Genomic DNA, 12,804 nt, shown 5'->3' with positions numbered 1-12,804 from the left:
GTCCTGTGCATTTGTCGCTAAGTTTCAAGCATTTGTCAGCATTACTCAGAACAAGAAGAAGGACAACACTTTCGATATTGATTGCCAAATCCGTTGGTCTCCGAACAGTGTTTTTTGGCTCTGTTTGATTGCTGGCTTTTGTCTATTTTTTATTTAGACAATAAATTTACTTTACCTATTTATTGATCCAGTGCTTTCATACCAACAAGCATTAAATCGTGTTCAGGCGGAACTTGATTGAGTAAGTTAATTTCAACTCAATATTGATTTGCTTGGTTACTGTATTTCTGACAGTAACTATGTTGGGGCTGTTGGCAATTCCATTTGAGGCTTTAGAGCAAATACCTGACTTAAGTTTGATTAGGCGATTAGGCATACCTTACTCGCCAACCTATGGATTAACAAGAGCAATATGGTGTGTGCTCCATGGAAAACTGGCGTTAGCTGTGAAATATAACAGATTGGTTTATCTGTTTCTGCCAATGCTTACAGTACAGTACTTGGGTTTGGTACGCCAGTGTTATCGATACCATATGCCATTCAGACTTAATGTCAATGAAAAATTTAGCGATAGAGTAACCCAATATGATTCCTAAGCCTGACAGACGTAAAATGGACAGACCCCAAACCTAATTCCATATGAGCGAAACTGTCTCATCGAAACCAGCATCTTGGGTTATCTTACAGCTAGACCAACCAGAAATCTTATTTTGGCAGCAAATATAGAGGTTACAAAGGAGTGGTGGGAATTTCACAGAAGTACATTTACACTTTATGTTTCGCAAGTTGTTTTGGATGAAGTTGCACGGGGAGACACGGAGATCGCCCTGAAACGGCTAGAAATCCTCAATGGACTGCCATTAGTAGAACTTAACCAATCGGTACGAAGCTTAGCAGCTCAGTTTCTCTCACATAGCAGTCTTCCGCTAAAGGCTTCTGACGATGCGGTTCACATTGCAGCCGCCACCGTCCACGGTTTGGATTACCTGTTAACCTGGAACTGTAGGCATATTGCCAATGCCCAGATTCAAAGAAAGCTTGAGGAGATCAGCCTTGATTTTGGATACCAATTACCCATAATTTGCACTCCTTACGAATTATTAGGAGATTGAGCTATGTGGCAAGATGAAATCCTAGATGAAATTCATAAGATCCGCGAAGAACACGCCAAATCCTTCAACTACGATTTGGATGCCATGTTTGCAGATTGGCAAAAAAACAGGCAGAAGGCGGAAGAGAAGTTGTCAGCTTATCTTTAAAGCGCGGTCTAACAACACGTTGGAGCGGACGGGCGGGAGATCTTGGCGGAGATGCAGAGGATACTAGCCGCCGCTCAACTTAGCCGTTGGGCTGCTTCAGTAATTCTCATTTTGAAACATTTGTGCTGAAATTGAGCATTACAACGACTTTCAAGCCTCAGCATCTGAATGGCAGATTGTGGCTTCCAACCCCTTGACTTAACTAGAATCAGGCATTTTAGCGAGAATTATTCTCACGCCGAGAATTGCTTGACTGCTTAGGGGTTATTGTTAAGGCAAGTTGAAATATGGTATGGTTACTGAGTTCGGTTCTGATGGGGAGCAGCCATCAGACGCAAGGGGGAAAGTGCAGTGTGAATCTGCCGCTGTCCCGCAGCTGTGATGAGAGAAAAAACTCTCTGAGTCAGAATGCCCGCCGAGTCGTAAACCCACTACACAAACATCTGCGAGGTACGGATGATGCAAAGTTTAAGCTTTTTTGATTCTCTACGAAACGCTGCAAGATCTGCTCTTTGGCGGAATTTTAAGATCGTCGCGGGCTGAGTTGACTGTCTTTGAGTTAGGCACAATTTGACTTTCAGTACGGCTATCTGAGCAAAGGTAGCCGGTTAGTGTACTGCAATCGAAATTGACATCTTCGGGATGCTTGGATGCAGGCTGTTTCGGAATTGAGAGACAGATGGCTCTTTTGTGTGTTCATAGAATTTGGGACGATACAGTAATGACCCTTCAAACTGCAACGCTGGGGTATCCCCGCATTGGTAAAAACCGTGAGCTTAAAAAAGCATTAGAGGCCTTTTGGAGCAATAAATCTGATGCAGAAAACTTGCTGCAAACGGTGCGAGAGGTTGAATCTGCGAACTGGAAGACGCAGCTTGAAGCTGGGATCGATCGCATCGGTATTGGTGACACCACCCTCTATGACCATGTGCTGGATTGGAGTGTTCGCTTGGGGCTAATTCCCGATCGCTTTCGCCATCTGTCTGGACTCGATCGATATTTTGCAATGGCACGCGGCAAAGATGGCATTCCAGCGCTGGAAATGACTAAGTGGTTTGATACCAACTATCACTACTTAGTACCTGAAATTGAGCAGACTTTACTGCCAGCCGATTTTAGCGATTTTCTGGAAACAGTGCATCGCGCTCAATCGCTCTTGGCAGAACGGGCAGTTCCCATCCTGTTAGGCCCCCTCACCCTGCTGCGGCTGAGTCGTCTGGAGTTAAACCTAGAGCAAGCAGTTTCCTATCTGCTCGATCGCTATCTTGCCTTGCTGAATGAACTAAAAAATTTGGGTGTGATCGAGGTACAAATCCATGAACCGGCTCTAGTTCTAGGAGATGCTAATAACTTCAAAGAAGTGTATCAGTCAACCTATGATTCGCTCCACCGAGTGGGTTTACCTATTCACCTAGTCACCTACTTCGATGATTTGGGATCGGTCTATTCTTGGGCAATAGAATTGCCTGTCGCTGGCATCAGTTTAGACTTTACACGGGGATATAATCTAGCGTTATTAAAGCAGTATGGTTTCCCATCTGAGAAACAGCTAGGGGTAGGAATTGTGGATGCCCGGAACATCTGGAAAATTCGCCCCGACTCAGTGTTGTCAATACTGGAGGAGATTCAAAGCACGACGACTAACCTGCGAATCCAACCGTCTGCTTCTTTGCAATTTGTCCCCTATGATGCCCAGCAAGAGACTAAACTGCCAGAACCCTTGCGAGATGTGCTGAGTTTCGCAGAGCAGAAGCTCGATGAAGTCGTGCTGCTGGCACAGACATTAGCTGGAAATGATCCAAATGATCAATTAGCAATCGTGCAAACCCAGTGGCAAGCATTTGAACAATTTAGTCCTGTCAATCCGACGGTAAGAGAGCGGCTCCGTAACTTAACAATTAATCAGCTGGAGCGTGCTATGCCCTATGAGCAACGTAAACAGCTTCAGCCAACGCTGCCGCCCCTTCCAACCACAACCATTGGCTCATTCCCACAAACCTCGGAGGTACGGCAACTACGAGTCAAGCTAAAACGGGGTGAAATCACTCAAGCCGAATATGAAGCAGCGATCGATGCAGAGATCGCCAAGTGCATTCAAATTCAAGAGGACGCTGGGCTAGATGTACTGGTGCATGGTGAGTTTGAACGCACTGACATGGTGGAATTCTTTGGACAGCAGCTCTCTGGTTTCGCCTTTACCGAATACGGTTGGGTGCAAAGCTATGGCAGTCGCTGTGTGCGCCCACCCATTATCTATGGAGATGTAGCACGTATTGCACCAATGACCATTCGCGAGTTTAAGGTGGCGCAATCCCTCACCGATAAAATTGTGAAGGGGATGCTGACCGGACCCGTGACGATGATTAACTGGTCGTTTACTCGTACCGATATTCCTCGCAGTGAACAGGCAATGCAGATTGCTTTGGCACTGCGGGAAGAAGTGGCAGATTTAGAAGCGGCTGGGGCGAAGATGGTGCAAATCGATGAACCTGCCCTGCGGGAGGGATTGCCCCTGAAGCCAGAACGCTGGAATGAGTACCTGTCTTGGGCAGTCGATGCGTTCCGTTTGGCAGCAGCAGTAGCTAAGCCGGAAACCCAAATTCACACCCACATGTGCTACTCCGAGTTTGGTGACATTATTCAGCACATTGAGCGGCTAGACGCAGATGTGTTGTCGATCGAAAATAGCCGCAGCAACAATGAGACCCTATTTGAAATTACAGACGCGGGCTACCAACATCAAGTCGGTAACGGCGTTTACGATGTCCATAGTCCGGCTATTCCTAGCGTCGAACAGATGGTTGAGCAGCTCAAAACTGGGATTGCAAATTTACCGATTGAACAGATTTGGGTCAATCCTGATTGCGGATTGAAAACTCGTCGTTGGGAGGAAGTGATCCCATCGCTGAAAAACATGGTAGAAGCTGCAAAAATCCTCCGGGAGGAAGCCCATGCGATTCAGAAATGATTTATGGCAAGGCTATTGCGGCTACTGGCAAGATCACTTCATTCGAGAAAATCTTTTGCCACTGGGGCACGCCGCATGGCAAGGATATATCACTCAAGGACGAGGCATTGTGATATGCAATGTGGTGCTCGTCGATGCTAAGTCTGAGGATTGGAATAGCGACGTCGTGGAATATACACTCCAGTTTGTTCCTCTCCCCAGCATTTCAGCCTACTTGCAGTCTCTCAACCTGGAAGTAACTTTAATTGAACGGCTGATTGATACAGTTCAAACTTACGACCCCGCCCAAGCAATCTTGTTGCTAATTAATGAAAATGGACGAGCGGATATTAACCTACTGCAAAATCTCAAAGTTTCTCCAATGGATTGTTATCAACAGGTGCAACGACGTCGGGTAGAGTTCCAGCTTGATCAATCACCTGGAGATTTGTATGAGCAAAGACTCTGATTTGATGGATTGGCAGCAAGAGTTTATTGCCACAAATTTGTTGGCGATCGGATATAACGCCTGGGCAGGCTATTTGGTTGGCGAACGCGGTGCTATCATTTGTAGCGCTAATTCTCCGACAGTTGGCATTGCAGGAGAATCCTTCAAAACCTACTTTATTAGGCGATCGCGTCTTGCTGCCTTTCTGAACGCCTGGTTAGCGGCTCCTGATACCGTGATTTTGCATCACCATTTTATGAATGCCCACATTCTGGAAACGGTGGATTCTTACAATCCAACTACTGAATTGGTATTCCTGCTGGAATCATTTAATCAGGTGACGTTCTTTTACCTGAAAAATCTACCCATCACGCCACCCCAATGCTACGAGCAAGTTTGTAGAAATTGGGAGGAGTTTCAGCCATCCGTTTGTTCATTGCCAGAGAAAAACAGAGCCGTAACACAGCTCAATCCTATAGATTCACCAAACTCCAACTTCACTACTCAAAAGTGATTCATTATGCTCAAGTACTATTTGCATCGCGCCGGGAAAATTTCTACATCAGTTCATCCGTTTGTGAAACACCAAACGATATCCCAATCTGATTCACACCCTCAACCTTGCTCAATAGCAACCATTGAATGCGCTCAAAAATCTGTTCTTTCTAGATTTAAATCTATTTTTCGCCAAAAACACTAAACGTTAATGCAGTCAAATTAATTTGAGCATTCAACATGATGAACATTTCCTTATTGGCAATTCTCCACTGGATGGGCTTCGCCATCGCCCTTCTTCTGATCTTACTGCTGATTGGGTTAGGACTTTACCTGCTATTTCCCCGCAAATATCAATCTGTCGATTCTGTTGCCAATTCCTATGATGATTGGACAAATGACGGTATTTTGGAATTCTACTGGGGCGAACATATCCACCTAGGGCACTATGGCTCTCCCTCTCGCAAAAAGGATTTTATCAAAGCCAAGGAAGATTTTGTGCATGAGATGGTGCGCTGGGGCGGTTTACACAAACTTCCTCCTGGAACCACTGTTTTGGATGTGGGCTGTGGCATTGGCGGCAGTAGTCGCATTCTGGCACGGGAGTATGGCTTCCATGTGACTGGCATTACCATCAGTCCTCAGCAAGTTAAACGCGCCCAAGAATTGACACCACCTGGGGTGAGTGCCCAGTTCAAAGTGGATAATGCCCTGGCACTGTCCTTTCCCGATGCCAGCTTTGATGTAGTCTGGTCGATTGAAGCGGGACCACATATGCCCGACAAGGCACAGTTCGCCAGAGAGCTATTGCGCGTTTTGAAACCGGGTGGCATTTTGGTGGTTGCTGATTGGAATCAGCGAGATGATCGTCAGCTTCCACTCAATTTTTGGGAAAAGCTAGTCATGCGACAACTACTCGATCAATGGTCTCACCCCGCGTTTTCTAGCATTGAAGGATTTGCAGAATTACTAGAGGCAACTGGATGGGTTAAGGGAACGGTAGAAACCGCAGATTGGACAGAGCAAACGCTTCCCTCTTGGCTCGATTCCATCTGGCAGGGAATTGCTCGTCCAGAAGGCTTAGTCCGCTTCGGTCTATCTGGTTTTATCAAATCAGTGCGAGAAGTTCCCACATTGCTGTTAATGCGACTGGCATTTGGCACCGGACTTTGCCGATTTGGGATGTTTCGGGCAGTGCGGGCGAATTGCACCATGCCATCTACAACAATGATGGAAAAAATGATGGAAAACCAGATTGTGTCTGTTTAGGTTCTCAGGAAACGCCATGTCACAAGAGACCTTATTGGTTTGTATCCTCTGCCAATCCTCTCAAACTGAAGAGAGGCAAGCAGATTTGAGCACGGGACAATTCCTGTTCAATCAACTCCAGGAGGGGTTGGAAGCTGGTAGCGAAGCTTGCATCCGTCTTCAACCTGTTCGCTGTATGGGAGCGTGCGATCGCGCCTGCGTGGTAGCATTCATGGCTCCCAACAAGCTCACCTTTATTCTGAGCCAACTCTCCCCGTCCAATTCAGTTCCAGATCTGCTGGAATTTAGCCGTCAATATATCACGGCTTCAGATGGCAAAGTTCCCTACAAAGACCGTCCTGCGACCGTCAAACAGAACATTCATGCAGTTCTGCCGTCATTGCCGAACCAACCTTAAAATCACTTTGGAGTCAATCATGCACAAAATTCCTGTAACCGTCGTCACAGGGTTTTTAGGAGCTGGAAAAACCACCCTTGTGCGTCATTTATTGCAGAACAATCAGGGTCGTCGCATTGCCGTATTAGTGAATGAGTTTGGTGAAGTCGGGATTGATGGCGAACTGTTGAAATCCTGTCGGGTTTGTGATGATGACGAAGATCCCAATGCAAATATATTGGAACTGGCAAATGGCTGTTTGTGTTGCACCGTGCAGGAAGAATTTTTGCCAACCATGCAGGCGTTGTTAAGAAGACGCGATCGCCTCGACTGTATTCTCATCGAAACCTCTGGTTTAGCCCTGCCCAAGCCTTTAGTACAAGCCTTTCGCTGGCCCGAAATTCGCACCGGGGCAACAGTAGATGGAATTGTGACTGTTGTCGATTGTGAAGCCCTTGCGAATGGTCAATTTGTGGGTAATCTGGATGCCCTGGAAGCGCAACGGCAAGCGGATGACAGCCTGGAGCATGAAACTCCGATTGAAGAACTGTTTGAAGACCAATTAGCTTGTGCGGATATGGTCTTATTATCCAAAGTCGATCGCGTTGATTTAGCAACTCAACATCGCATTCAGCAATGGTTAAAAAAAGAACTGCCAAACGGTGTAAAAATTGTGCCTTGTAAACAAGGAGAAATTAGCCCTGATCTATTGCTGGGGTTTAATGCCGCTGTTGAAGACAATCTCGACTCTCGCCCCAGCCATCATGATACGGAAGAGGAGCATGAACATGATGAAGACATTACTTCGGTTCATGTGGTGCTCGACCAGGAATTTGACCCGACAGAGTTGGTCAACCGCTTGCAAACGTTGGTTCAGCAACACGAGATTTATCGGATTAAGGGGTTTGTAGCGGTGCCCAATAAAGCCATGCGTCTAGTCGTTCAAGGTGTTGGCAATCGATTTGATACCTTTTACGACCGCCTCTGGCAACCGAATGAATCCCGTCAAACTCGTCTAGTGTTCATTGGGCGATCGCTCAATTTAAAGCCAGTTTCCGATTCAATTCAGGAAAGGCTCAAAGCTCGGTGAGTAAAACGACATTCAAGTTATTCTGAGGTGAGAAGCAGCTTTCGAGTCGGGATCAGTGCCGGGTTTTAGGAAAACGTTTTAGGAAAACAATGATGGGTGAATTCTCGCGCCAGGTTACGCCACTCCATTGTATCGGAGGTATCATGAGTTCAGTTCAAAGGTTGACCCTTCCTGCAAATGAGACGTTATCAGTAGCATGGCGATCGGCATCCCGATCGTTGGCATACGGGCAGTTCTGGCAAGCCTTACTGATTGGTGTAGGTAGCCTCAGCAATCTGGTCTATACCTGCACTTTGCCCTTCATTTGTTTAGGTGTAATTGCCGGAGCCACCCTGCCACGCCGCCGCGCCATTGTCACAGCAACGATTGTCTGGTTTGCCAATCAGCTTTGCGGCTACACTCTGCACAACTATCCCCGCACCTTCAATTGTTTCGTCTGGGGACTGGTGCTATTGGCTGGAACCCTTTGGGTGACGCTACTGGCTGGTTACAAACCGCTGTTTAGCCAGGGGGCGATCGCTCACCATTGTCTTCGCTTGACGGGTATGTTCATCGGCGGCTTTATTTTGTTTGAATTAGTGATTTTAGGAGCTGGATTCCTCTTAGAAAATCAGTGCGTTTTAACAGTGCCGATTCTATGGAGCATCTTTATCAGCAATGCCGTGTGGTTAGGTTCTCTCACCCTTGCCCATGCTTGCCTGGTTTGGGATAGGATACGCTCAGGACATCACCGTAACTTTTCCGACTCAACACTTTGATGAACTAAATGTGCCCCAAATCAAAATCCAGATGTCATGTGCATACTTGCATACCTAGTTGGTTGATAATTTGGTTATTCCAAAGCCAAATATTAATGATTTGCTAAAGCGTTTTGTTACCCGAATCGCTAGTACACTTGGTTGGTTCATCATACCTGCCAAAGCGTTGTCATCAGGCATGACAGCGAGGTGTCTAGTTAGCTTGTTTATCGAGCAAAAGCACTTCGCACTCAATCCAATTAATCACCTGATTAAGTCCTTTACCTGTGCGTAAATTAGTAAACACAAATGGACGAGTTCCCCGCATTTGCTTGGAGTCTCGTTCCATCACGTCCAAATCTGCTCCCACGTAGGATGCTAAATCAATTTTTGAGAACTGGCTTGCGATCCATAGCGCTGCCCAATAAATGGGGTCATTCGCTGCTCAAAGGCAATCCCAATCCACTCTAACAGTTCTGCAACCAACTGAATCGGCAGGAGTCAAGATCGAGGTTTCCGTGAATCAAATCGGGCAATCTAAACTGCCCAATTGAAACCCTACCCGTCCCCAGAGCAGTTTGTCAGACAGAGAGAGAATTAACAGATCGTCCGGCGCAGCTTCCACCACAATTGCCACACCGCCATCAAACAAGTCTACGGAACGGGGTCAGGAAATGTGGACGGTGCGATCGCCCACGGTATACCCCGCTTTATGGGGACTCAATCACTCTTCTGGGACTAGAGGTTGGGAACAGTCATCGTCTCACTAGCAGGCGATGAGGGGGACGGTTGAGCGGTAACCACAGCGGTTTGCAGCCAGATCAGTCCAAAACAGCCAACGAATTGCCAATGAAATTTCACGAATTTGAAATCCAGAAAACTGAAGAGCTGAGTTTTTGCGTTCAGCTAAGTAATTATAATATGAAAATAATTATCATTTTTTAGATTATGAGCAGTTCTGTTCTTCAGTCCCCTCCTCATCAAACCAGCGCTGAAAGGCAGCAGCGGCTTCGTCATACTTGTGCCCATGTGCTGGCAATGGCAGTGCAAACGCTGTTTCCAGAGACCAAAGTGACGATCGGACCCTGGACAGACACTGGCTTCTATTATGATTTCGATCGTCCAACTCCCTTCACCCCTGACGATCTCACTCGGATTGAAACCGAGATGCGCCGCATCATCAACGCCAATTTGCCGATCATTCGAGAAGTGGTCGATCGCGATCAAATTCGGGCAGAAATTGAGCAACTCCACGAACCCTACAAACTAGAAATCCTCGATAGCATTCCCGCTGATGAACCCATCACGCGCTACTTCATTGGCTGTGCAGATACCCTAGAAGGCGTGACAGAGGCTTCTTTGTTTCATGTCTCTCCTGACAAGTTGACCCAGAAACAGATTGGCAAGGATTGCTGGTGGGATTTGTGTGCGGGTCCTCATCTCAACTCCACGGGGGAAATTAACCCCGATGCTTTTGCTTTGGAAAGTGTGGCTGGAGCCTATTGGCGAGGGGATGAAACCAAACCGCAGTTACAGCGGATTTATGGTACGGTCTGGGAAACACCCGAACAGCTACAGGCTTATCTCACCCAGAAAGAAGAAGCTAAACGTCGCGACCATCGCAAATTAGGACAAGAGCTTGATTTATTTAGCATCCAGGAGGATGCAGGCGGGGGACTGGTCTTCTGGCATCCGAAAGGGGCACGGATGCGGCTCTTGATAGAAGACTACTGGCGCAAAGCGCATCTGGAGGCAGGGTACGAACTACTCTACACGCCGCATATTGCCAATCTTGATCTCTGGAAAACCTCCGGTCACTTCGATTTCTACCGTGAAAACATGTTTGACTCGATGGAGGTTGAGGCGCAGCAGTACCAGCTAAAACCGATGAACTGCCCGTTTCATGTGCTGACCTATCAAAGTCATTTGCATTCTTACCGAGAACTCCCGATTCGCTGGGCGGAGTTGGGCACCGTCTATCGCTACGAGCGATCAGGTGTGTTACATGGTTTGATGCGGGTGCGCGGTTTTACTCAAGATGATGCTCATATTTTCTGTCTGCCCGAACAGGTAGCAGACGAAATTTTGGGCGTGTTGAATTTGACTGAGCAAATCCTGTCGGACTTTGGCTTTACTGAGTACGAAGTATACCTTTCCACTCGCCCTGCCAAATCTGTGGGTACGGATGCCATTTGGGCATTAGCGACGAATGCGCTGGTTCAAGCCTTAGATACAAAGGGCTGGAATTACGTGACGGATGAGGGGGGTGGTGCGTTCTATGGTCCCAAGGTTGACATTAAAATCAAGGATGCGATCGGGCGTTTGTGGCAGTGTTCCACTATCCAGGTCGATTTCAATTTACCGGAACGCTTTGATATGGAGTATGTTGCTGCTGATGGTTCACGCCAGCGTCCGATTATGATTCATCGTGCCATTTTCGGTTCACTCGAACGCTTCTTCGGCATCTTGATTGAAAACTATGCTGGGGACTTTCCCCTCTGGTTGGCTCCAGTCCAGGTTCGATTGCTGCCTGTGAGTGATGATCAACGAGCGTATGCTACTGCGATCGCCCAGCAATTAAAACAACTGGGATACCGGACTGAAGTCGATTCCAGTGGAGAGCGTTTGGGTAAACAAATCCGCACCGCAGAACTGGAAAAGATTCCTGTCGTTGCGGTTGTGGGTAAACGAGAAATGGAAACTCAGACCTTGAGCGTGCGAACCCGCCAATCAGGAGAACTCGGTCCGTTAACGTTGTCAGACCTTCAAGAAAAAATGCAGCAAGCCATTGAAAATAAACAACAGATCTAGATAAGACAAATAACAGATTTAGATTGGAGAAACTATGAAAGTTGCATACGTGTTCACTCATCCTCGGTGTGGCACCTAAAAACTAGGGCAAATGATTCTGCCTCAGCTAGAAGCTAGTGTACATGGGGTTGAAGTCGTGGGAATGTTTTTCTTCGATGACAACTGCTTTGTTTTGCGAAAAGGCGATCCGATCGGAGAACGATTAGCAAAGGTCGCCAAAGAACTGAACATTCTGTTGATGATGTGCGATCTGTGTGCGCTGGAGCGCAGTTTGGCAGAAGGGGAACCGCGCTGGTGCAACCCTGACGGTACCGGGCGTAAAGAACCGGGAAATTGCGTTGTGAAAGATGTGGTGGAAGGCGTGACCGTTGGCTGCTTCCCAGATTTATACACGGCATTGAGCACCAATCTTCCCGATCAGGTCATTACGTTGTGAGGATAATCCCATTTTTGTCGTTAGCGTGTTTGCGCTGCTGGTTCCGTTGTGCAACCCTGCCTACGCTGATGCCAGTTGCCCAACGGTTACTAAAGCTGAGATTGCTACACTGTTCGAGCAATGGGATCAATCACTGCAAACAGGTAAACCGAGCGAAGTTGCTAAAAATTATGCGGATGAGGCGATTCCAGTTCCTACGGTTTCTAACAAAGTGCGGCACACCCATCCTGAAATTGAGGATTACTTTTAGCGGTTTCTCAGCCTCAAACCTGATGGTCGCACATCACAGCAATTCCTCAGTCTAGCCAGTGGTCAACCACCTGGAATCGGGTTGCCAGCGATCGCTGTTGGCCATTCCTGCTGATTGGAACGGGCGTTTTCAGTAGCATCATCTATCCTCATCCACCGTTTGTCGCATTTGGCGCGATCGCCGGAACCACCCTCAAACCTAGACGAGCCATTCTGGTTGCGATGTCGATCTGGTTGGTGAATTCAAGTTTATGGCTACACCGTGCGGCAGTATCCCTGGTCAGGAGATTCGCTACTGTGGGGATTCATGTTGGGTGTGGGAACCCTCATCGTGGCGGCATTGGCATCACTGCGTCCGAAGTTTAGTCAGAAGACATTGAAAGAACATTGTTTATGGCTGGGTGCAAGCGTATTGCTTGGCTTTGCGGTGTTTGAAAGTTTGATTCTGACCGTTGACCGGTTGCTAATAGGCAGTCATACTCTGACTTGGGCGATCACTCAAAGTGTGTTTATCAAAGAAAGCGTTTGGGCGATCGGACTCATGCTCATCCACCTTCTCTTCATCCGTTTCACCCATCCAGCACATTAATTTTCCACTCCCCACTCCCTACTCCCTCTTATGAACTTATTTTGTGACATCCTCCCGACACTCATGCTGACGCATAGAGCGCGGGCTTCTCAGTGACT

General features: G+C 47.3%; 15 protein-coding genes and 1 riboswitch. Of the genes, 14 read left to right on the top strand and 1 reads right to left on the bottom strand.

Annotated features, from left to right (window positions below; genetic code table 11):
* The first annotated feature begins 299 nt into the window (after nucleotides 1–299).
* The 10 genes from ACUVQO_RS19680 (at nucleotide 300) to ACUVQO_RS19635 (ending at nucleotide 8,642) form a co-directional block, all read left to right on the top strand.
* The gene (locus ACUVQO_RS19680; protein ID WP_445927532.1) at nucleotides 300–596 is read left to right on the top strand and encodes a DUF2752 domain-containing protein; all 297 of its coding nucleotides are present in this window, start codon (nucleotides 300–302) and stop codon (nucleotides 594–596) included.
* 75 nt (nucleotides 597–671) lie between these two features.
* On the top strand, nucleotides 672–1,112 hold the full coding sequence (locus ACUVQO_RS19675) for a type II toxin-antitoxin system VapC family toxin (protein WP_445927531.1): 441 nt from the start codon (nucleotides 672–674) through the stop codon (nucleotides 1,110–1,112).
* 3 nt (nucleotides 1,113–1,115) lie between these two features.
* Nucleotides 1,116–1,259 (top strand): hypothetical protein, encoded by a 144-nt coding sequence (locus ACUVQO_RS19670; protein WP_445927530.1) that lies wholly within the window; start codon nucleotides 1,116–1,118, stop codon nucleotides 1,257–1,259.
* A gap of 289 nt (nucleotides 1,260–1,548) precedes the next feature.
* Nucleotides 1,549–1,693, top strand: a riboswitch (cobalamin riboswitch).
* A 287-nt stretch (nucleotides 1,694–1,980) separates the two neighbouring features.
* Complete coding sequence (gene metE, locus ACUVQO_RS19665) at nucleotides 1,981–4,227, top strand: 5-methyltetrahydropteroyltriglutamate--homocysteine S-methyltransferase (protein ID WP_445927529.1); 2,247 nt, start codon at nucleotides 1,981–1,983, stop codon at nucleotides 4,225–4,227.
* Complete coding sequence (locus ACUVQO_RS19660; protein WP_445927528.1) at nucleotides 4,211–4,675, top strand: hypothetical protein; 465 nt, start codon at nucleotides 4,211–4,213, stop codon at nucleotides 4,673–4,675. The genes metE and ACUVQO_RS19660 overlap by 17 nt, the downstream gene beginning before the upstream one ends.
* Nucleotides 4,659–5,168 (top strand): hypothetical protein, encoded by a 510-nt coding sequence (locus tag ACUVQO_RS19655; protein ID WP_445927527.1) that lies wholly within the window; start codon nucleotides 4,659–4,661, stop codon nucleotides 5,166–5,168. The genes ACUVQO_RS19660 and ACUVQO_RS19655 overlap by 17 nt, the downstream gene beginning before the upstream one ends.
* Nucleotides 5,169–5,389: 221 nt before the next feature.
* Nucleotides 5,390–6,418 carry a methyltransferase domain-containing protein gene (locus ACUVQO_RS19650; protein ID WP_445927526.1) on the top strand — a complete coding sequence of 343 codons (1,029 nt, stop codon included), beginning with the start codon at nucleotides 5,390–5,392 and terminating at the stop codon, nucleotides 6,416–6,418.
* A gap of 16 nt (nucleotides 6,419–6,434) precedes the next feature.
* Nucleotides 6,435–6,815, top strand: a complete 381-nt coding sequence (locus ACUVQO_RS19645; protein WP_445927525.1) for a DUF1636 domain-containing protein — start codon at nucleotides 6,435–6,437, stop codon at nucleotides 6,813–6,815.
* 19 nt (nucleotides 6,816–6,834) lie between these two features.
* Entirely contained in the window at nucleotides 6,835–7,884 is a 1,050-nt protein-coding gene (gene cobW / locus ACUVQO_RS19640; protein ID WP_445927524.1) for a cobalamin biosynthesis protein CobW, read from the top strand.
* Between the two features lie 143 nt (nucleotides 7,885–8,027).
* A complete protein-coding gene (locus ACUVQO_RS19635) occupies nucleotides 8,028–8,642 on the top strand; it encodes a hypothetical protein (RefSeq protein ID WP_445927523.1) in 615 nt (204 codons plus the stop codon).
* 193 nt (nucleotides 8,643–8,835) lie between these two features.
* On the opposite strand, the gene ACUVQO_RS19630 is transcribed toward ACUVQO_RS19635, so the two are convergent.
* Nucleotides 8,836–8,970, bottom strand: coding sequence for a hypothetical protein (locus ACUVQO_RS19630; protein WP_445927522.1), 135 nt, complete (start codon nucleotides 8,968–8,970; stop codon nucleotides 8,836–8,838).
* Between the two features lie 599 nt (nucleotides 8,971–9,569).
* Here ACUVQO_RS19630 and thrS point away from each other — a divergent pair.
* From thrS to ACUVQO_RS19610, 4 genes are all read left to right on the top strand, one after another.
* A complete protein-coding gene (gene thrS / locus ACUVQO_RS19625) occupies nucleotides 9,570–11,432 on the top strand; it encodes a threonine--tRNA ligase (RefSeq protein WP_445927521.1) in 1,863 nt (620 codons plus the stop codon).
* Between the two features lie 91 nt (nucleotides 11,433–11,523).
* Complete coding sequence (locus ACUVQO_RS19620) at nucleotides 11,524–11,868, top strand: SaoD/DsrE family protein (protein ID WP_445927520.1); 345 nt, start codon at nucleotides 11,524–11,526, stop codon at nucleotides 11,866–11,868.
* Between the two features lie 46 nt (nucleotides 11,869–11,914).
* Nucleotides 11,915–12,118 carry a hypothetical protein gene (locus ACUVQO_RS19615; protein ID WP_445927519.1) on the top strand — a complete coding sequence of 68 codons (204 nt, stop codon included), beginning with the start codon at nucleotides 11,915–11,917 and terminating at the stop codon, nucleotides 12,116–12,118.
* A 306-nt stretch (nucleotides 12,119–12,424) separates the two neighbouring features.
* Nucleotides 12,425–12,706, top strand: a complete 282-nt coding sequence (locus ACUVQO_RS19610; RefSeq protein WP_445927518.1) for a hypothetical protein — start codon at nucleotides 12,425–12,427, stop codon at nucleotides 12,704–12,706.
* Nucleotides 12,707–12,804: the final 98 nt, after the last annotated feature.

Source organism: Leptodesmis sp., from assembly GCF_052746595.1.
Note: the sequence above shows the minus strand (reverse complement) of the source record. Positions and strands in the feature narration are given on the sequence as shown.

Bases quoted from the DNA above. Each gene is read 5' to 3' on its own strand.
- ACUVQO_RS19620 (WP_445927520.1), top strand. From the start codon at position 11,524: ATGATTCTGCCTCAGCTAGAAGCTAGTGTACATGGGGTTGAAGTCGTG.
- ACUVQO_RS19670 (WP_445927530.1), top strand. From the start codon at position 1,116: ATGTGGCAAGATGAAATCCTAGATGAAATTCATAAGATCCGCGAAGAA.
- ACUVQO_RS19645 (WP_445927525.1), top strand. From the start codon at position 6,435: ATGTCACAAGAGACCTTATTGGTTTGTATCCTCTGCCAATCCTCTCAA.
- ACUVQO_RS19650 (WP_445927526.1), top strand. From the start codon at position 5,390: ATGATGAACATTTCCTTATTGGCAATTCTCCACTGGATGGGCTTCGCC.
- ACUVQO_RS19635 (WP_445927523.1), top strand. From the start codon at position 8,028: ATGAGTTCAGTTCAAAGGTTGACCCTTCCTGCAAATGAGACGTTATCA.
- ACUVQO_RS19630 (WP_445927522.1), bottom strand. From the start codon at position 8,970: ATGGAACGAGACTCCAAGCAAATGCGGGGAACTCGTCCATTTGTGTTT.
- ACUVQO_RS19610 (WP_445927518.1), top strand. From the start codon at position 12,425: ATGTTGGGTGTGGGAACCCTCATCGTGGCGGCATTGGCATCACTGCGT.
- cobW (WP_445927524.1), top strand. From the start codon at position 6,835: ATGCACAAAATTCCTGTAACCGTCGTCACAGGGTTTTTAGGAGCTGGA.
- ACUVQO_RS19660 (WP_445927528.1), top strand. From the start codon at position 4,211: ATGCGATTCAGAAATGATTTATGGCAAGGCTATTGCGGCTACTGGCAA.
- ACUVQO_RS19655 (WP_445927527.1), top strand. From the start codon at position 4,659: ATGAGCAAAGACTCTGATTTGATGGATTGGCAGCAAGAGTTTATTGCC.
- ACUVQO_RS19680 (WP_445927532.1), top strand. From the start codon at position 300: ATGTTGGGGCTGTTGGCAATTCCATTTGAGGCTTTAGAGCAAATACCT.
- metE (WP_445927529.1), top strand. From the start codon at position 1,981: ATGACCCTTCAAACTGCAACGCTGGGGTATCCCCGCATTGGTAAAAAC.
- thrS (WP_445927521.1), top strand. From the start codon at position 9,570: ATGAGCAGTTCTGTTCTTCAGTCCCCTCCTCATCAAACCAGCGCTGAA.